The sequence below is a fragment of the Microbispora sp. H10885 genome, from assembly GCF_014161415.1.
In the GTDB taxonomy this organism is placed as follows: Bacteria; Actinomycetota; Actinomycetes; order Streptosporangiales; family Streptosporangiaceae; genus Microbispora; species Microbispora triticiradicis.
The window spans coordinates 270,360-288,265 of sequence record NZ_JABBWY010000006.1 but is presented as its reverse complement, the minus strand read 5'-3'; the positions used below and the strand labels follow the sequence as shown (position 1 = coordinate 288,265).

General features: G+C 71.1%; 18 protein-coding genes. 15 read left to right on the top strand and 3 right to left on the bottom strand.

Annotation, left to right across the window (positions count from 1 at the left end; translation table 11 throughout):
- Positions 1-148: 148 nt before the first annotated feature.
- From prcB to HHX37_RS17950, 5 genes are all read left to right on the top strand, one after another.
- Entirely contained in the window at positions 149-964 is an 816-nt protein-coding gene (prcB, locus tag HHX37_RS17970) for a proteasome subunit beta (protein WP_208803592.1), read from the top strand.
- A gap of 21 nt (positions 965-985) precedes the next feature.
- The gene (prcA, locus tag HHX37_RS17965) at positions 986-1,822 is read left to right on the top strand and encodes a proteasome subunit alpha (protein ID WP_182886144.1); all 837 of its coding nucleotides are present in this window, start codon (positions 986-988) and stop codon (positions 1,820-1,822) included.
- A gap of 162 nt (positions 1,823-1,984) precedes the next feature.
- Complete coding sequence (locus tag HHX37_RS17960) at positions 1,985-2,671, top strand: hypothetical protein (protein ID WP_182886143.1); 687 nt, start codon at positions 1,985-1,987, stop codon at positions 2,669-2,671.
- A gap of 69 nt (positions 2,672-2,740) precedes the next feature.
- Positions 2,741-4,099: a Pup--protein ligase gene (gene pafA, locus HHX37_RS17955; RefSeq protein WP_150934758.1), complete on the top strand. Its 1,359-nt coding sequence runs from the start codon at positions 2,741-2,743 to the stop codon at positions 4,097-4,099.
- Between the two features lie 71 nt (positions 4,100-4,170).
- Positions 4,171-5,142: an FKBP-type peptidyl-prolyl cis-trans isomerase gene (locus tag HHX37_RS17950; RefSeq protein WP_182880677.1), complete on the top strand. Its 972-nt coding sequence runs from the start codon at positions 4,171-4,173 to the stop codon at positions 5,140-5,142.
- Between the two features lie 103 nt (positions 5,143-5,245).
- Here HHX37_RS17950 and HHX37_RS17945 read toward each other — a convergent pair whose 3' ends face one another.
- Entirely contained in the window at positions 5,246-6,115 is an 870-nt protein-coding gene (locus HHX37_RS17945) for a chitosanase (RefSeq protein WP_310738062.1), read from the bottom strand.
- 258 nt (positions 6,116-6,373) lie between these two features.
- Here HHX37_RS17945 and HHX37_RS17940 point away from each other — a divergent pair, with 258 nt between their 5' ends.
- Together HHX37_RS17940 and HHX37_RS17935 are read left to right on the top strand one after the other, a co-directional pair.
- Positions 6,374-7,120, top strand: a complete 747-nt coding sequence (locus tag HHX37_RS17940; RefSeq protein ID WP_310740425.1) for a transcriptional regulator — start codon at positions 6,374-6,376, stop codon at positions 7,118-7,120.
- Between the two features lie 14 nt (positions 7,121-7,134).
- Positions 7,135-7,611, top strand: coding sequence for a DUF3291 domain-containing protein (locus HHX37_RS17935; RefSeq protein ID WP_138461125.1), 477 nt, complete (start codon positions 7,135-7,137; stop codon positions 7,609-7,611).
- Here HHX37_RS17935 and HHX37_RS17930 read toward each other — a convergent pair.
- The gene (locus HHX37_RS17930; protein ID WP_182886142.1) at positions 7,557-8,624 is read right to left on the bottom strand and encodes a DUF3866 family protein; all 1,068 of its coding nucleotides are present in this window, start codon (positions 8,622-8,624) and stop codon (positions 7,557-7,559) included. The genes HHX37_RS17935 and HHX37_RS17930 overlap by 55 nt on opposite strands.
- Before the next feature lie 38 nt (positions 8,625-8,662).
- Between HHX37_RS17930 and HHX37_RS17925 the strand changes: the two genes are divergently transcribed.
- The 5 genes from HHX37_RS17925 (at position 8,663) to tatC (ending at position 12,070) form a co-directional block, all read left to right on the top strand.
- Complete coding sequence (locus HHX37_RS17925) at positions 8,663-9,604, top strand: helix-turn-helix transcriptional regulator (protein ID WP_182880674.1); 942 nt, start codon at positions 8,663-8,665, stop codon at positions 9,602-9,604.
- Positions 9,601-10,554 (top strand): helix-turn-helix transcriptional regulator, encoded by a 954-nt coding sequence (locus tag HHX37_RS17920; protein ID WP_244301966.1) that lies wholly within the window; start codon positions 9,601-9,603, stop codon positions 10,552-10,554. Before HHX37_RS17925 ends, HHX37_RS17920 begins: the two co-directional genes overlap by 4 nt.
- A 36-nt stretch (positions 10,555-10,590) precedes the next feature.
- Positions 10,591-10,779 carry a hypothetical protein gene (locus tag HHX37_RS17915; protein ID WP_117408324.1) on the top strand — a complete coding sequence of 63 codons (189 nt, stop codon included), beginning with the start codon at positions 10,591-10,593 and terminating at the stop codon, positions 10,777-10,779.
- A gap of 64 nt (positions 10,780-10,843) precedes the next feature.
- Entirely contained in the window at positions 10,844-11,167 is a 324-nt protein-coding gene (gene tatA, locus HHX37_RS17910; RefSeq protein WP_182880673.1) for a Sec-independent protein translocase subunit TatA, read from the top strand.
- Positions 11,168-11,206: 39 nt separating this feature from the next.
- Complete coding sequence (gene tatC, locus HHX37_RS17905; RefSeq protein WP_182874599.1) at positions 11,207-12,070, top strand: twin-arginine translocase subunit TatC; 864 nt, start codon at positions 11,207-11,209, stop codon at positions 12,068-12,070.
- Between the two features lie 103 nt (positions 12,071-12,173).
- Here the strand turns inward: tatC and HHX37_RS17900 are convergent, their stop codons facing one another.
- On the bottom strand, positions 12,174-13,160 hold the full coding sequence (locus HHX37_RS17900) for a PLP-dependent cysteine synthase family protein (RefSeq protein WP_220502945.1): 987 nt from the start codon (positions 13,158-13,160) through the stop codon (positions 12,174-12,176).
- Between the two features lie 87 nt (positions 13,161-13,247).
- Here HHX37_RS17900 and HHX37_RS17895 point away from each other — a divergent pair, with 87 nt between their 5' ends.
- The 3 genes from HHX37_RS17895 to HHX37_RS17885 all read left to right on the top strand — a co-directional run bounded on the left by HHX37_RS17895 (position 13,248) and on the right by HHX37_RS17885 (position 17,897).
- Positions 13,248-13,928 carry a winged helix-turn-helix transcriptional regulator gene (locus HHX37_RS17895; RefSeq protein ID WP_182886141.1) on the top strand — a complete coding sequence of 227 codons (681 nt, stop codon included), beginning with the start codon at positions 13,248-13,250 and terminating at the stop codon, positions 13,926-13,928.
- Between the two features lie 191 nt (positions 13,929-14,119).
- Positions 14,120-15,010, top strand: coding sequence for a diacylglycerol/lipid kinase family protein (locus HHX37_RS17890; RefSeq protein WP_182886140.1), 891 nt, complete (start codon positions 14,120-14,122; stop codon positions 15,008-15,010).
- A 169-nt stretch (positions 15,011-15,179) separates the two neighbouring features.
- Positions 15,180-17,897 (top strand): DEAD/DEAH box helicase, encoded by a 2,718-nt coding sequence (locus HHX37_RS17885; RefSeq protein WP_117408320.1) that lies wholly within the window; start codon positions 15,180-15,182, stop codon positions 17,895-17,897.
- Positions 17,898-17,906: the final 9 nt, after the last annotated feature.

The window sequence follows — 17,906 nt, the reverse complement described above, 5'->3', positions numbered from 1 at the left end:
GCGAGCCGGGGTCGTGGACCGGCGCGCCGGGTGATCTCGGTTCGCGCTGAGCTGATCGGGAAGAGTGCAACCAGTGCGCCGACCTGAGTAGGGTCGGGCGTAACAACGCATGCTTGGAGGGAGTCGCGTGGCATCTCAGCCGGCCTGGATGAACAGCCTCTTCATAGATACGGGGTCGTCGTCGTTCACCGAGTTCCTCGGCGCGCACGCGCCGAACCTGCTGCCGACCCGCGCGCAGACGCTGGCGGCCCCGGTGGGCGAGCAGATCCCGCACGCGACCACCATCGTCGCGGCGACCTGCGAGGGCGGCGTGGTGATGGCGGGCGACAGGCGGGCGACCTCCGGGAACATCATCTCGCAGCGGGACATCGAGAAGGTGTTCCGCACCGACGACTACTCCTGCATCGGCATCGCGGGCACGGCGAGCCTCGGCATCGAGGTGGCCCGCCTGTACCGGGTCGAGCTTGAGCACTACGAGAAGCGGGAAGGCCGCTCGCTGTCCACGGAGGGCAAGGCGCACCGCCTCGCCACCATGATCCGCGAGAACCTGGCCATGGCGATGCAGGGCCTGGCGGTCGTGCCGCTGTTCGCGGCCTACGACCCGGCCCGCGACGGTGGCCGGATTTTCAGCTACGACGTGGGCGGCGGGCCGTACGAGCAGTTCGGCTACCACTCGATCGGCTCGGGCTCGATCTTCGCGCGGGGCTCGCTGAAGAAGCTGTACCGGGAGAACAGCAGCCCGCAGGACGCCGTCCTGGCCTGCCTGCACGCGCTGTACGACGCGGCAGACGACGACTCGGCGACCGGCGGTCCCGACGTCACGCGGCGGATCTGGCCCGTGGTGTCGGTCATCAACGCGGACGGCTTCCGCCGCCTGCCGGACGACGAGGTCGCCGAGTTCGTCGAGTCGATGCTGGAGACGCGGATGACCGCTCCAGAAGGCCCGACCGCCCCGCTGCGCTAACCCAAGAGAGGATCACCCCCGGTGTCCATCCCCTTCGGAGGATATGCCTCACCCGAGCAGATCATGCGGGACAGGGCGGAGTACGCCCGAAAGGGCATCGCCCGAGGTCGCAGCGTGGTCGTCATGCAGTACGCCGACGGCATCCTGTTCGTGGCGCCCAACCCGTCCAGGGCGCTGCACAAGATCAGCGAGATCTACGACCGCATCGGCTTCGCCGCGGTCGGGCGGTACAACGAGTTCGAGTCGCTGCGGCTCGCCGGCATCCGCTACGCCGACATCAACGGCTACACCTTCAACCGCAGCGACGTCACCGGGCGCGGCCTGGCCAACCTGTACGCCCAGCACCTCGGCATGATCTTCACCGAGTCGATCAAGTCGCTCGAGGTCGAGATCGTCGTGGCCGAGGTGGGCGATGGGCCCGAGGACGACCAGATCTACCGGCTCACCTTCGACGGATCGGTCTTCGACGAGCAGGGCATGGCCGTGATCGGCGGCCAGGCCGAAGCCGTGGCGGGCCGGCTCAAGGAGCGTTACCAGGAGGGGCTGCCGCTGCCGCGGGCGCTCGACGCCGCACTGGCCGCCCTCACCGAGCCGGGCGGCGAGCGCCCGCCCGCGACGCAGCTTGAGGTCGCCGTGCTCGACCGGGCCCGGGAGCACCGCAAGTTCCTGCGCCTGACCCCTCCGCGGCTGGAGCGGATCCTGCAGGAGGGCCGGGAGAGCGGCGGTGGCGCCACGGGCGGGGAGCCCGCGGGCGACGCCACCGCCGAGCGCGCCCCCGACACCACTCCCGCGGCGCCGCCGCCCACCGCCCCGCCAATTGCGCCCGAGGGCGACATCGACACGGGCTCCGGCGAGTAGGGCACTCCTCGCCGTACGCGCGCCACGGCGCCGCGTCCCTCTCCGGGGGCGCGGCGCCGCCGCCGTGTCCGCGGGCTCCTCGTACGCGGGCCGCGTCAGGGATTGGGCCGCATTGGGGATTCCGGCTCAACCAAAGCCCTGTTTCGCTAGTCTCATCCGGTTGTGACGACATTTGATCTTTTCCGGCGTGCGGGCGTCCCGGCCGCCGCCGTCGCCCTCCTGTCGCTGACCGCCTGCTCCGGCTCCTCCGGCGCCACGGCCACGGCCACCGCCACGGTGACCGTGACGGCGCCGGCCTCCCCGGCGGAGCCGTCCGGCAACACCCCGGAGGCCTCGCAGGCCCCCAGCACGTCGGACGCCCCCGTACCCGCCGCCACGACCCCCGCTCCCCGGAAGACGGAGAAGGCCGGTCCGCCGATCACCGCCGCGACGCCCGACGTCTTCGGCGAGACCTTCCAGTCGGACCCCGGGCACGACTTCACCAAGGGCCTCAGCCCGAGCAGGGACGGCGTGCTGCGTGCGCAGCTGGTCACCATGCAGGACGAGAACGTCGCGGAGTACCGGCCGATCAGGTTCGTGCCGGAGGTCGGCGGAAGCACGAACGGCCACTTCGAGGGGCCGCCCGAGGGCGACGTGATGGCCTTCGCCGCGCCCCTCGCGAAGGGCGTCGTGTTCCTTAGCGCCGTCGGATGCAAGGGCGACGACCAGACCATCAACAGCCGTTATGTGGGCACCCAGCGCTGCCCCCGCGACAAGCTGATCCTGCGGGCCGACGCCGGTGACCTGCGAGCACTCATCACGGTGCAGAGGGGGCAGATCGTCAAGGTGGTGGAGATTTACGCCCCCTGAGAGCGCCTCCGTCGCATTCCCCCGCCTGATCACTGTTCGGCCGCCGGTTCCGGGGAATAGGGTGAGGTGATGGATCGACGCATATTCGGGCTGGAGAACGAGTACGGCGTCACCTGTACGTTCCGCGGGCAGCGGAGGCTGTCGCCGGACGAGGTGGCGCGGTACCTGTTCCGGCGAGTGGTGTCCTGGGGCCGATCGAGCAACGTCTTCCTGCGCAACGGTGCGCGCCTGTACCTGGATGTGGGCAGCCATCCCGAGTACGCAACCCCTGAGTGTGACAACGTCGTGGAGCTGGTGACCCACGACAAGGCGGGGGAGCGGATCCTGGAGGGTCTCCTCGTGGACGCCGAGAAGCGGCTCCGCGAGGAGGGCATCGCGGGAGACATCTACCTGTTCAAGAACAACACCGATTCGGCCGGCAACTCCTACGGCTGCCACGAGAACTACCTCGTGGGCCGGCACGGGGAGTTCGGGCGGCTGGCCGACGTCCTGATCCCCTACCTGGTGACGCGGCAGATCATCTGCGGCGCGGGCAAGGTGCTGCAGACCCCGCGCGGAGCCGTCTACTGCGTCTCCCAGCGGGCCGAGCACATCTGGGAGGGCGTCTCCTCGGCGACCACCCGGTCCCGGCCGATCATCAACACCCGCGACGAGCCGCACGCGGACGCCGAGCGGTTCCGCCGGCTGCACGTCATCGTGGGCGACTCGAACATGAGCGAGACCACGATGCTGCTCAAGGTCGGCGCCACCGACCTGGTGCTGCGCATGATCGAGGCCGGGATCGTGATGCGGGACCTGTCCCTGGAGAACCCGATCAGGGCCATCCGGGAGGTGTCCCACGACATGACCGGGCGCCGCCGGGTGCGCCTGGCCAACGGCAGAGAGGCGTCGTCTCTGGAGATCCAGCAGGAGTACCTCACCAAGGCGCGCGACTTCGTCGACCGCCGCGGCGGGGACGAGACCGCCAAGCGGGTGCTGGAGCTGTGGGAACGCACGCTGCGCGCGGTCGAGACCGGCGACCTCGACCTCGTCTCGCGGGAGATCGACTGGGTCACCAAGTACCAGATGATTGAACGTTACAGACAGAAGTACGACCTGCCGCTGTCCTCGCCCCGGGTGGCGCAGCTCGACCTCGCCTACCACGACGTCCACCGCAAGCGCGGCCTGTTCTACCTCCTGCAGAAGAGGGGAGCGGTCGAGCGGGTGGCCGACGACGTCCGGATCTTCGAGGCCAAGTCGGTTCCGCCGCAGACCACGCGGGCCAAGCTGCGCGGAGAGTTCATCCGCAAGGCGCAGGAGAAGCGGCGTGACTTCACCGTTGACTGGGTCCACCTGAAGCTCAACGACCAGGCCCAGCGGACGGTGCTGTGCAAGGATCCGTTCCGCAGCGTGGACGAGAGGGTCGACAAGCTCATCGCGGGTATGTGATCTCTTACACCGCTCTGACGGCGGGTTCGGGTAGCCTGGCCCGGACCCGCTGTCTGTTTGAGGATTCCCATATGCGCCGTCGTACGGCACTCGTCGCCGCCCTACCTCTCCTGCTCGCCGCCGCCTGCGGAACCGCGCAGAAGAGCACGTCCACCGCGAGCCCCGGGAGCGCCGCCTCCAGCGGCCAGGCCGCCGCCTCGGCCATCAAGGTGACCGGTGCGGCCGGCCAGAAGCCGACCCTGACCTTCCCCTCGGGCAAGCCCTCCCTCACCTCCGCCTCTCTCAAGGTGCTCGACGGCCAGGGGACGCCCGCCAAGGACGGTGACGTCCTCACCGCGAAGGTCACGGTCTACAACTGGGACGGCAAGGAGAACAAGGCGGCCGGTTCCGACTACGACCAGAACAAGTCGGAGTTCGTGACGGTCAGCCCGCAGCTGCCCAAGGCGCTGCACGAGGCGCTGGTCGGCGCCAAGCCCGGCGGCCGGGTGATGGCCGTGGTCGCCAAGGACAACCTCTCCGCCGAGCAGCTCACCCAGGCCAAGCAGCAGGGCCAGGACTTCGACAGCACGTCGCAGGTGCTGGTCATCGACGTCGTCTCCGCCACGCTGAAGTCGGTCCAGGGCACCGCGGTCGACCCGGGCGTCACCGGCGTCAAGCTGGACGGCTCCGCCGGCGACAAGGCTCCCGGGCTCACCACCAAGACCAGCGAGAAGGCCCCGAAGAAGCTCACGGTCAAGACCGTGATCAAGGGCGGCGGCCCGGAGGTGAAGGCCGACCAGACGGTCCTCGCCCACTACGTCGGCAAGATCTGGGGCACCGACAAGAAGTTCGACTCCAGCTGGGACCGCGGCCAGCCCGCGACCTTCGCCCTCAACCAGGTCGTCAAGGGCTGGGCGCAGGGCCTGACCGGCGTCCCGGTCGGCAGCCGCGTGCTCCTGACGATCCCGCCGGAGCTCGGCTACGGCAAGAAGGGCAACGAGCAGGGCGGCATCAAGGGCACCGACACCCTCGTCTTCGTCGTCGACGTCCTCGGCGCCGCCTGACCGCGCCGCACCACCGGCGCCCCGATCCCCGGCCCCGCCCGCTCGCCGGACGGGCGCCGGGCGGACGCCGGGCGGATCGGGGGCGGCGGACGGGGGCGACGGGTCAGCCGGGGATCTCGTAGGCGTCGCCGTACACCTTCCAGCGCAGCGGAGGGTCGAGGTCGAGGTTGCCGCTCCTGAGGAACACCCGCTGGGCCGTGTCGACCCGGCTGGTGTCGGCGTGCGCCTCCTCGGTCCTCATCACCGCCTTCCGGGCGTCGAGGAACGCGTTGAGATAGGCGACCTCGTCACCGCCCTGCGCCGGGGTCCTCGCCTTTTTCATGGCCGTCCTGCGGATGCCGCCGAAGCTGACCGGGTCGGCGCCGGGACCGTGCATGACGATCGCGTCGTAGTAGACGAACTGGCCGAGGGCGCGCAGACCGTCGGCCTCGGCCCGCGCGACGGCCGGATCGAAGTAGACCCGGTCGCGTTCGGCGTCCTGCGCCCGCCGGAAGACCGGGTCGGTCGCGGCGGCACGCCAGGCCTTCACGAAGCCGGGGCCGAGGCCCCGGTGCGAGGCGGTGCCGTTCACCTTCCGCAGCGCCGGGAGATATCCGGCGAGCGCGCTCCCGGGCCTGCGCCTGGCGTAGACCTCCACCAGGTCGAGCATGTCGCCGGTGCCGGAGCAGAACCCGATGACGCCCGCCGTGTAGCCGCGCCCGTCGTCGATGTCCTCGATGTACGCGTACTGGGCCTTCCAGTCGAGCGAGGAGTTCTCCGCGCTGGAGACGATCTCCATCGCGATCTCCTTCTTCCTCGCGTCCGTGAGGCCGGTCGGCGCGGGCCGTACGGTGATCGACAGGGCTGGGCCGGGGGAGACGCCGGGGGCGGGGGCCGCGTGCGCGCCCGGCGCAGTCGCCGCGGGGACGACGGCCGCGAGGGCCAGCAGCAGGGCCGCGCGCCGGGGGACATGCCTGATCAGGGGGGTCTGCACGTGCGTCGCTCCGTTCTGCGCCCGCGCCGGGCCGCCCGCCCGGAACCCGCGGAGGAGAGGCGGGGAGGCGGAGCGGGGTGCGCCTGCGGGGGACCGGCCAGGAAGGTTTCCTAACAAATCAGCGCCGCCACGGCGGTGTCAACGCCGGGCGCGCCCGCGTCCGCCACCCGTGCCCGCCACCCGTGCCCGCGGCCCGCGCGAGGCTCGCACGCGACCGGTGCGGAAAAGGCCGGCGGGAGGGGCACCTAGACTCCCGCTGTGGTGAGCGACGACCTGGAGTCGATGAGCGCGCTGGGCGATCCGGTGCGGCGGGCGCTGTACCGGTTCGTGAGCGAACGGGGGCGGGACGTGGGCCGCAACGAGGCGGCCGAGGCCGTCGGGGTCCAGCGGACGCTGGCGGCCTTCCACCTCGACAAGCTGGTGGATGCGGGCCTGCTGGAGGCGGGCTTCCGGCGGCTCACCGGCAGGACGGGTCCGGGCAGCGGGCGTCCCGCCAAGGTCTACCGGCGGGCCCGCGAGGAGCGGTCCGTGAGCCTGCCGCCCCGCGACTACCGCACGCTCGCGCTCGTGCTGGCCGAGACCGTCGACCTGCTGGGCGGCGAGGAGAAGGCGGAGGAGGCCGCCCGTCGCACCGGCGAGCGCCTCGGGGCCGCCCAGGCGGGCGGCGGCCTGGTGGGCGGACTGATGGAGGCGCTGCGCGAGCGGGGCTACGAACCCTACGAGGAGGAGGGGCGGATCCGGCTGCGCAACTGCCCCTTCCACGTGCTGGCCGAGAGCCATCCCCTGCTGGTGTGCTCGATGAACGCCGCGCTGTGCGAGGGGCTGCTGGCCGGGCTGGGGGAGACGGGGATGACCGCCATGCTCGACCCGCGCCCGGAGGAGTGCTGCGTCGCCTTCGGCCCGGACGCCCCCTACCGGAACGCCGTCGCTCCCGAAAGCACCGCCCCCTCCCGGAAAGCCGCCGCTTCCCAAGACGCCGGCTCTTCTAAAAACAACGAAGATTGACTTAGAATCGGGGCATGCATCTCGCCCAGCTCAACGTCGCCCATCTCAGGGAACCCCTCGACTCCCTCACACTGGCGGACTTCGTCGCCGCCCTGGAACCGATCAACGCGTTGTCGGACGCCGCCCCCGGATTCGTCTGGCGCATGAAGGGGGGCGAGGATCCCACCGACACGATCAGGCACGACTACGGGGACGACCTGCTCGTGAACTTCTCGATCTGGGAGTCGCGCGAGACACTGTGGAACTTCGTCTACCGCAGCGCGCACCTGCCCGTGATGCGGCGCCGCCTGGAGTGGTTCCACCGGGCGGCCGAGCCGTACACCGTGATGTGGTGGGTGCCCGAGGGCTATCGGCCGTCGCTCGCCGAGGCCATGGCGCGCCTGAGCGTCCTCCGGGCCGAAGGGGCGGGCCCGGAGGCGTTCACGTTCCGTGAGTTCTACGACAGCAGCGAGGCGGCGTCCCGCCCGGCGGCGGCCGAGGTGAGGAAGTAGGCGAGATCCTCCTCCAGGCCGCGGCCCATCGTCGACAGCCGCACGGGTGACGCCTTCAGCGCCTCGTGCAGGCCGTCCACCGGCACCGTGACGATCTCGTGCCGGCCGGCGAGGGCCGCGGCCTGCTCGCTCACGGTGGCCCCGAACGGGCCGGGCAGGACGGGCACGGCGACCCGGGCCGGGGCCAGCGCCACCCGGCCGTACGCGGTGAGCGAGTGGTGCGACACCCCGACGTGCCGCTCGCGCAGGTCGCCCTCGCTCACCCTGAGCGCGGCCACGGCCCGGCCGGACAGCACGGCCGCGGCGTTCACCGCCTCACCCGCGGCGACGCCGGAGAACCCCCAGCGGGTGCCGGTGCCGAGGTTGCCCGGGCCCTGCGCGACGACCGCGACGTCCGCGCCGAGCACGTGGCGGGCCGCGAGGAGACCGGTGTGCAGCGTGACCGCCTCGACGTCACCGCCGAACGACTGGCCGGTCGTCACGACCCCGCACAGCCATTCGACCTCCCGCAGCTTCGCGCACGACATGGAGAACCAGGCCGGCAGAGCCCCGCCGTCCTGCATCACGTACGCCACCCTGATCCCCGGGGAGTCCGCGTACAGGCCGCACAGGATCGCGGGCAGCGCGGAGTGCAGGTCGGCGACCACGACCGGCATGCCGTCGAGGGAGTCGGCCTCGCGCAGCGCCTCGTGGTGGGGGGAGCCCTGCTCGTCCGCGCCGAGCACGGTGGCCTGCAAGGGGGTGTAGCGTGCCTTCACGAGGTGGCCGGGGCCGGAAGGATCTTGCGGCAAACGGTCGGGGACGGCCACCACCATGGCGTACCCTCCCGTACCGAGGCCCATGGCGAGGGCGGTCGTGTTGAGCAGGACGGTGTCGCCCACCTCAGGGCGTCCGACGAGCGGGGGATAGGCGAGTGCCCGGCACTCGCCTTCGGCGACGGCGACGTCGAGTTCCACCGCCCCCGGCCACTCGCGCCGAACCCGCACCACCTCGCCCTTGCGCCATCTGATCACGCCGGAAAGGGTAGCGTTTCCGGCGGAAGGGAGGCCCCATGTCGCGGCGGAAGACCGAGCGGCTGCTCAACCTGGTGATCTGCCTGCTCGCGACGCGGCGGCCGCTGAGCGCGGAGCAGATCCGGCAGGCCGTGCCCGGGTACGACCCGGACAACGACGAGGCCTTCCAGCGCATGTTCGAGCGCGACAAGAACGAACTGCGCGAGATCGGCATCCCGATCGAGGTCCACAAGGACCCCTGGGAGGACGATCCCGGCTACCGGATCAGCCGCGAGTCCTACGAGCTGCCCGAGATCACGCTGGAGCCGGACGAGGCCGCCGTCATCGGCCTGGCCGCCCAGGTGTGGCAGCGGGCCAGCCTGGCGGAGGCCGCCAGCGGGGCCCTGCTGAAGCTCACGGCCGGTGGCGTGCACGCCGACCTCCCGGAGAGCCCCCTGGAGCTGCGGGTGGACACCCGCGATCCGGCGTTCCCCGCCCTGTGGGAGGCCGTGCGGGACCGGCGGGCCGTGACGTTCGACTACCGCTCGGCCGGCAGCGAGTCGGTGCTGCGGCGGACGGTCGAGCCGTGGGGCGTCGTCAGCCGGCGCGGCAGGTGGTATCTCGTCGGCCACGACCGCGACCGCGGCGCGGCCCGGGTCTTCCGGCTCAGCCGGATCACCGGGGCCGTCTCCACTCTCGGGCGTCCGGGCGCCTTCACCGTCCCCGAGGGGCTCGACCTGCGGTCGATGGTGGGCTACCAGGACCTGCCCAGGGAGCGGGTCGCGCTGGTGCGCGTGCGCAAGGGGACCTGCCTCGGGCTGCGCCACGCCGCCCAGGCCGTACGCACCGGGCCGGAGGAGTGGGACGAGGCCGAGGTGACCTTCGCCGACCCCGAGCGCCTGGCGGGCTGGCTGGCCAGTCTCGGCCGCAACGCCGTGGTGGTGGAGCCGCCGGACGCCCGCGAGGCCGTGATCCGCCGTCTGAAGGGAGCCCTGCAGTGAGCTCGGACCGGCTGCCGCGGCTGCTCGCGCTCGTGCCGTACCTCATGTCGCACCCGGGCGCGCAGGTGCCCGAGGTGGCGCGGCTGTTCGGCCTGTCGGAGAAGCAGCTCGTCGACGACCTCCAGCTCGTCTGGATGTGCGGGCTGCCCGGCCACACCCCCGGCGACCTGATCGACGTCTCGTGGGACGGCGGCGAGATCCTCATCGACAACGCCGACGCGATCGCCCGCCCGCTGAAGCTCGGCGTCGACGAGGCGAGCGCCCTGCTCGTCGCGCTGCGCATGCTCGACGAGCTGCCCGAGTTCCAGGACCGCGACGTGCTCGGACGGGTCATCGCGAAGCTGGAGCAGGCGGCCGGCGACGGCGCCGCCACGGTGAGCAGCCAGGTCCAGGTGGAGATCGGCGCGGCCCCGGACGCCCACGCGGTCATCACCGACGCCGCCCGGCGGGGCCGCAGGCTCTCGCTGCGCTACTACGTGCCGGGCCGGGACGAGATCACCCCCCGGGAGGTCGACCCGCTGCGGGTGGTGCTCGTGGACGGGCAGCACTACCTGGAGGGCTGGTGCTACCGGGCGGAGGCGATGCGGATGTTCCGCGTCGACCGGATCAAGGACGTCGAGGTGCTCGACGTGGCCGCCGACCCGCCGGCCGAGGCGGAGCCGATGGACGTCACCCGCGGGGTGTTCCGGCCGTCGGACGGCGACGAGGTGGTGGAGCTGGAGCTCACCCCCGCCGGGCGCTGGGTGGCCGAGTACTACCCGTGCGAGGAGGTCGCCGAGCTGGGGGAGGGCCGGCTCCGCGTATCGTTGCGGGCTCGTGACCAGTCCTGGCTCGTACGGCTCGCGCTCCGGCTGGGCGACAGCGGCCGGGTGGTGTCCCCGGCGTCCCTGGCCGAGCGGGTGTCGGCCGCCGCCACCGAGGCGCTGGCCGCCTACGAGACCGCCGTCTGACTCCCGGCACCCCGTCTGACCTGCGAGAGGACCGGAATGACCTGGATCTTCGCCCTCACCGGGGCGGCCGTGGCCGGGCTCGCCGTCCTCGCCTGGCCGGCCGCCCGGGTGTTCGCCGCCGCGCGGGCGCTGCGGGCCGAGGTCGACCGGGCGAGGAGCCGCGTGCGGGCCCGGGAGGAGCTGTTTCGCAAGATCAGCCCAACAGCGGATTCGGACAGCAGGTGAACTTCAGGCCGTTCTGCGCGTACGATCGGTGGAGTAGGTACGGCCCTCGCGGTAAGGACACGACATGCCCAACCTCGGACCCATGGAATGGATCCTGATCCTCCTGGTTCTGATCCTTCTTTTCGGCGCCAAGAAGCTCCCCGACACCGCGAAGGCTCTGGGGCAGTCGCTGCGCCTGTTCAAGAAGGAAACCAGCAAGTTGAGCGACGAGGACGAGGCGAAGGCCACGGCGCGGGCCGAGGCCCAGACCGTCGCCCCGCCGCCGGCGCAGATCCCGCCGGCCACCCCGTCGGTCGACGAGCGGCTGCGCGCGCTGGAGGAGGAGAACCGGAGGCTGCGTGAGACGCAGCAGCCGGTGAGCTCGCAGAACGAGCCGCGCTCCAACTAGCCACCGCCGCACACCCCCATCGATCCCAGGACGAGCTAGATGGCGCTGCTGAAACGGTCGACCCCCGTCACGTCGGAGGACGGGCGGATGACGCTCATGGAGCATCTCCGCGAGCTGCGCAACCGGCTGGTCAAGGCCATCCTGGCGGTGGTCGTCGGGACCGCCGTCGGGTTCATCTACTTCGACCCGATCTGGAACTTCCTCAAGCAGCCGTACTGCCGCCTGCCGCAGGCCCACCAGTTCAACAAGGACCAGTGCATCCTGGTGGTGAACGGAGTCTTCGACTCGTTCTTCGTGAACCTCAAGGTCGCGGTCATGTTCGGCCTGGTGGTGTCGGCGGTGTTCTGGATCTACCAGCTCTGGGCCTTCGTGACCCCGGGCCTGTACCAGAACGAGCGCCGGTACACCGTGGCGTTCCTCGGCCTCTCCGTGCCGCTGTTCACGGCCGGAGCGGCCCTGGCCTACATCACCATGGACAAGGGCCTGGCGCTGCTGCTCGGCTTCGCCCCCGACGGCACGCTGACGCTGGTGAGCATCAACGAGTACCTCAGCTTCGCGCTGGCGATGCTCATCATCTTCGGCATCTCCTTCCTGATGCCGCTGCTGCTGGTGTTCCTCAACGTCATCGGCGTGGTGCGCTACCGGATGGTGTCCAAGCACACCCGCATGGTCGTGTTCCTGATGTTCGTCTTCGCCGCCGTCGCGACGCCGAGCCAGGACCCCATCACCATGCTGGCCCTGGCGCTTCCGATGGTCGCGTTGTTCTTCGTCGCGATGGCCTTCATGTACTTCCACGACAAGAAGCGCGACGCCGCCGACGCGGCCCACGCGCGTGCCATCGAGGAGGAGCTCGACGGGCCGTCCGCCGCGGCGGACTCGGCCTCGGTCGACGCCCGGGACTGACCACCAGCAGGCCCGTTTCATACGTCCGGTTGGAACCTACGTCCATCGCTGCCGCCCTGCGCGGCGTGGTGGCGGCCGGCGAGTCGTCGTAGCGGGGGGCCGTTCATCGCGAGGTGTGACCCGGCCGGCGCCGGTACACGGCGGTACTGAGGTATTTCAACCCTGAGTCCACGAGCAGCGTGACGATCCTGGCGCGTGGCCCAAGGCGTTGTCCGACCTGGATCGCGGCGAGGACGTTCGCGCCGGACGAGGTCCCGGTGAACAACCCCTCCTCCCGGGCCAGGCGCCCGGCCATCTCCTCGGCGTCGTCGGTGGAGATCGGCACGACCTCGTCGACCAGGGCGGGATCCCACATGGGTGGCGGGTAGCCGATGCCGATGCCTTCGATGCGGTGGGCGCCGGGCCGGCATCCCGACAGCACGGCGGACTCGGCCGGCTCGACCGCGACGACCCGGAGCCTCGGATCGCGGCGTTTGAGCGGGGCACTCGCCCCCCGCAGCGAGGCCGTCGTACCGACGGACTGGATGAACACGTCGATGTGCCCGCCCGACTGCTCCCAGATCTCCTCACCCATCGGGTGGTAGCCGGCGATACTGTCGGTGTTGTTGAGTTGATCGGTCCAGTAGGTGCCCGGTCGGCGGCTGAACTCCCTGGCGGTCTCGATCATGCTGAGGATCAACGCCTTCGTGATCAGTCCTCCCTCACTGGGGATGAGGGTGAGCTCCGCCCCGAACGCCGCCATCTGGATGAGCTTGTCCTCGCTGAAGGCATCCGAACTGACGATCCGCAGGCGATACCCCTTCGCCGCGCAGACCAGCGCGAGGGAAGCACCCGTGCTGCCGCCTGTGTACTCGACAACGGTGTCCCCGGCTCTCAGCCGCCCATCACTCTCGGCCCTGGCGATCATCGCCTGCGCCATGCGGTCCTTCATGCTGCCTGTCGGGTTCCGGCCTTCGACCTTGACGAAGATCTCCGCGCACCCCGGCGGCACGACGCTGCACAGCCTCACAAGCGGTGTGTTTCCGATCGTTTCCAGTACGTCGCCGCTGATGCCCATGATACCGCTGGTCCTCTCGATGCCCGCACTCACGACTTCGATCGTCGAGCCGGTCGTGCCGACGCCACCAGTTCAACTTCTGAACCCCCAAGTCCCGCTCTCCGCGCCTACCATGCAGCAGTGAACGGATACGGTCAGTTCTGCGCGGTCGCGCGCGCTCTGGAGCTTCTGGGCGAGCGGTGGACGCTGCTGATCGTGCGGGAGTTGCTGCTCGGCGCGTCGACCTTCACCGACATCCGCCGGGGCCTGCCTCGCATCCCCCGAGCGACCCTGTCCGCACGGCTGCGCGCACTGCGCGCCGCAGGCATCGTCGTCGACGACGATTACCGGCTCACGGAGGCGGGCTCCGCCCTGGCTCCGGTGGTGCGGGAACTGGCACGATGGGCGGTCGTCACCGGCAGTGCCGCCCTCACCGAGGACGATCTCGACACCGCCGCGCTGACCTGGGACATGCAACGCCGTGTGGACTCCACCACGTTGCCGGAGCGCACCGTCGTGCTCGCGATCGAGTTCACCGACCGTCCACCGGCCGATCGCAGATACTGGCTGCACCTTTCCCGGACGAGCGTCGACCTGTGCCGGCAGGACACCGGGGCGCCCGTCGACGTGTGGCTCGCCGCGCCGACCGCGGCGGCGACCAGGTGGTGGCTCGGTGATCTCTCCTGGGCGCGACTACTGCGGCAGCCGGGAGTGCGCGTGAACGGCGACCGAGCCCTGCAGCGCCAGATGCACCGCTGGTTCAAACGCTACGTGTTCACTCAGGAGGCACTCGGCCTGGGTCCCGGGTCACCTTCCAGTTGATCTTCGTCTGGTCCGATCTCGCGGTCATTCGCCAGAGGAACGGGCCGTCGTCGGCGAACAGCTGTCGCCGTGGCCGACGCGACCGCCCAAACGGTCACCCACCCGGATCCGGGCTCGTGGCAGGCGGTGTTCGCCGGGCACTCTCGAACATCCCTCTGGTGTCGCCGGATCGGCGGCGGTAGGTTCCGCCTGTGCGCGATGACCTCGTCGTCCTGGTGAACCCCGCCGCCCGCGGCGGCCGTACGCTGCGCCTGCTCGCCCCGGTGCTGCGCCGGCTGCGCGCGGGCGGCCGCCCGGTCTCGGTGGTCGTCGGCACCTCGGCGGCGGACGCGCTCGACCGGGCCCGTGCGGCCGTCGCCGCCGGTCCCGCCGCACTCGTCGCGTTCGGCGGCGACGGCCTGGTCCACCTCGCCGTACAGGCCGTGGCCGGCACGTCAGTGCCGCTCGGCATCCTGCCCGCGGGCACCGGCAACGACATCGCCGCCGCCCTCGGCGTCCCCCGCCGGGACCTGCTCGCCGCGGCGGACGTCGTGACCCGCGGCGCGTCCAGGGCCGTGGACGCGGGCAGGACCGGTACGGGGGAGTGGTTCGCCGGGGTCCTCGCCTGCGGGTTCGACTCCCGCGTCAACGAACGGGCCAACGTCATGACGTGGCCGCCCGGCATGGCCAGGTATCTCGTCGCGCTCGCGCGGGAACTGCGCTCGTTCACGCCGATCCCGTTCCGCATCACCCTCGACGGCGAGGCCGTCGAGCGCGAGGCGATGCTCGTGGCGGTGGCCAACACCCGCTCGTACGGCGCCGGGATGCGGGTGTGTCCCGACGCGCGGCCCGATGACGGCCTGCTCGACGTCCTCGTGCTCGGAGCGATCCCGAAGGTGGAGTTCCTCCGCACGTTCCCCCGGGTCTACCGGGGCAGTCACGTCGGACACCCCGCGGTGACCCTGCGGCGGGCCCGGCGGGTGGAGATCGAGGCCCCGGACACCGTCGCCTACGCCGACGGCGAGCGGATCGGCACTGCCCCCCTCACCTGCGTGGTCCAGCCGGCCGCCCTCCACGTCCTGGTCCCCGAATCTACAACGTAAAGGAATATGCCGTAGGCCAAGAAGAGAGGTCCGAGCGAGCCGGAGGGGCGCGCCGCCGATCTGGACTGAGGAGCGAGGGACGAGCGACGAGGGAAGACGGCGGGTGTGAGCGCCCCGACGGTGAAGCGGGAAGGGCTGCCCGGAATCCCGTTATCGGTAGGGTTGACGTATGAGTACGCCAGCGGAACGCTACGCCGCTTTCCGTGAGGGGCAGTCCGGTGCCGGGCCGGCTCTCGCCTCGTTCCGCGAACTTTACGACTTCGAGCTCGACGAGTTCCAGATCGACGCCTGCCAGGCGCTGGAGGCGGGGGACGGCGTGCTGGTGGCCGCGCCCACCGGGTCGGGCAAGACGGTGGTGGGGGAGTTCGCCGTCCATCTGGCCCTGGAGCAGGGCCGCAAGTGCTTCTACACCACGCCCATCAAGGCGTTGTCCAACCAGAAGTACAACGACCTGGTCCGGCGGTACGGCGCGCGCAAGGTCGGTCTCCTCACCGGTGACAACAGCGTCAACGGCGAGGCCCCGATCGTCGTGATGACCACCGAGGTCCTGCGCAACATGCTGTACGCGGGGTCGAACACGCTGACTGGCCTCGCGTACGTCGTGATGGACGAGGTCCACTACCTCGCCGACCGGTTCCGCGGCGCGGTCTGGGAGGAGGTCATCATCCACCTGCCGGAGTCGGTGCGGGTGGTGGCCCTGTCGGCGACGGTCAGCAACGCCGAGGAGTTCGGTGAGTGGCTGGGCGAGGTGCGCGGCGACACCACGGTCATCGTCGACGAGCACCGGCCGGTGCCGCTGTGGCAGCACATGCTGGTCGGCAACCGGATGTACGACCTGTTCGTCAACGAGGGCGACGGCGTCCTGCGGGTGAACCCGTCCCTGATGCGGATCTCCCGCGACGAGATGCGGCTGGCGCAGGCCCGGGGCAGGCGGGGCTACTCGCGACCTGGCCGGGGCACGACCCCGAGCCGCTCCGACGTGATCGAGAAGCTCGACGCCGAGGGCCTGCTTCCGGCGATCACCTTCATCTTCTCCCGCAACGGCTGCGACGCCGCGGTCATGCAGTGTCTCTACTCCGGGCTGCGCCTCACCACCCAGACCGAGAGCCACGAGATCCGCCAGATCGTGGACGAGCGCACGGCCCACCTGCCCGACGAGGACCTCGCGGTGCTCGGCTACCTCGAATGGCGCGACTGCCTGGAGCGCGGCCTCGCGGCCCACCACGCGGGCATGCTGCCCGCGTTCAAGGAGGTCGTCGAGGAGCTGTTCACCAAGGGCCTGGTGAAGGCGGTCTTCGCGACCGAGACGCTGGCGCTCGGCATCAACATGCCGGCCAGGTCGGTGGTCATCGAGAAGCTGGACAAGTGGAACGGCGAGACCCACGCCGACCTCACCCCGGGGGAGTACACCCAGCTCACCGGACGGGCCGGGCGGCGCGGCATCGACATCGAGGGCCACGCGGTGGTGGTCTGGCAGCCGGGGATGGACCCCCTCGCGGTCGCCGGCCTCGCGGGCACCCGCACCTATCCGCTGCGCTCCAGCTTCAAGCCGTCGTACAACATGGCGGTCAACCTCGTCGGGCAGGTCGGCCGGGAGCGGGCGCGCACGCTGCTGGAGGACTCCTTCGCCCAGTTCCAGGCCGACCGGGCGGTGGTCGGGCTGGCCCGCCAGCTCCGCAAGGCGGAGCACGCCCTGGAGGGCTACTCCGAGGCGATGACCTGCCACCTCGGGGATTTCCAGGAGTACGCGGCGATGCGCAGGAAACTGTCGGATCGCGAGGCGGAGCTGTCGCGCCAGCGGGGCGCGGCCCGGCGGGCCCAGGCCGTGCAGTCGCTTGAGGAGCTCAAGCCCGGGGACGTCATCCGGGTGCCGGGCGGGCGGCGCGCGGGCATCGCGGTCGTGCTCGACCCGGGCACCAACGCCCGGGGCCACGAAGGGCCGGCGCCGCTCGTGCTGACGATCGGCAAGCAGGTGAAGCGGCTGTCGGCGGCCGACTTCCCGGTGCCGGTGGAGCCGGTCGACAAGATCAGGATTCCCAAGGGGTTCAACCCCCGCTCGCCCAAGGAACGGGCGAACCTCGTCTCGACCGTGCACGCGAAGCTGGGCGACCGCGACCTCGGCAAGCCGCCCCGGGCGCGCGACCACGCAGCGGAGGACGAGGAGATCCTCCGGCTCCGCCGCGAGCTGCGGCAGCATCCCTGTCACGGCTGCGACCAGCGTGAGGACCACGCGCGGTGGGCCGAGCGCTACTACAAGCTGCTCCGGGAGACCGAGGGCCTGCGCCGCCGGGTCGAGGGGCGCTCCCACGTCATCGCGCGGACCTTCGACCGGGTCTGCGGGGTGCTCGACCAGCTCGGCTACCTGGAGGGCGAGACCGTCACCCAGGAGGGCCGCAGGCTCGCCTCGCTCTACACCGAGCTCGACCTGCTCACCTCCGAGTGCCTGCGGGCGGGCGTGTGGGACCGGCTCGACCCCGCCGAGCTCGCCGCCTGCGTGTCGGCGCTGGTCTACGAGTCGCGGCAGTCCGACGACATGCGCAGCCCCAAGATCCCGGCAGGCGCCGCCCGGGACGCGCTCGCGGAGATGGTGCGCCTGTTCGGTGAGCTGGAGGGCATCGAACAGGACCACGGCCTGTCGTTCGTCCGCGAGCCCGACGTCGGCTTCGCCTGGGCGGCCTTCCGGTGGGCCAAGGGCCACAGCCTCGACGCCGTGCTGACCGACTGCGACCTCGCGGCGGGCGACTTCGTCCGCTGGATCAAGCAGCTGCTCGACCTGCTCGGGCAGATCAGGGAGGCCGCGCCCAGGGGCGGCAAGGTCGCGGAGAACGCCGGCAAGGCCGTCGACGCCATGCGCCGCGGAGTCGTCGCGTACTCCTCGGTGAGCTGACCCGCGTTC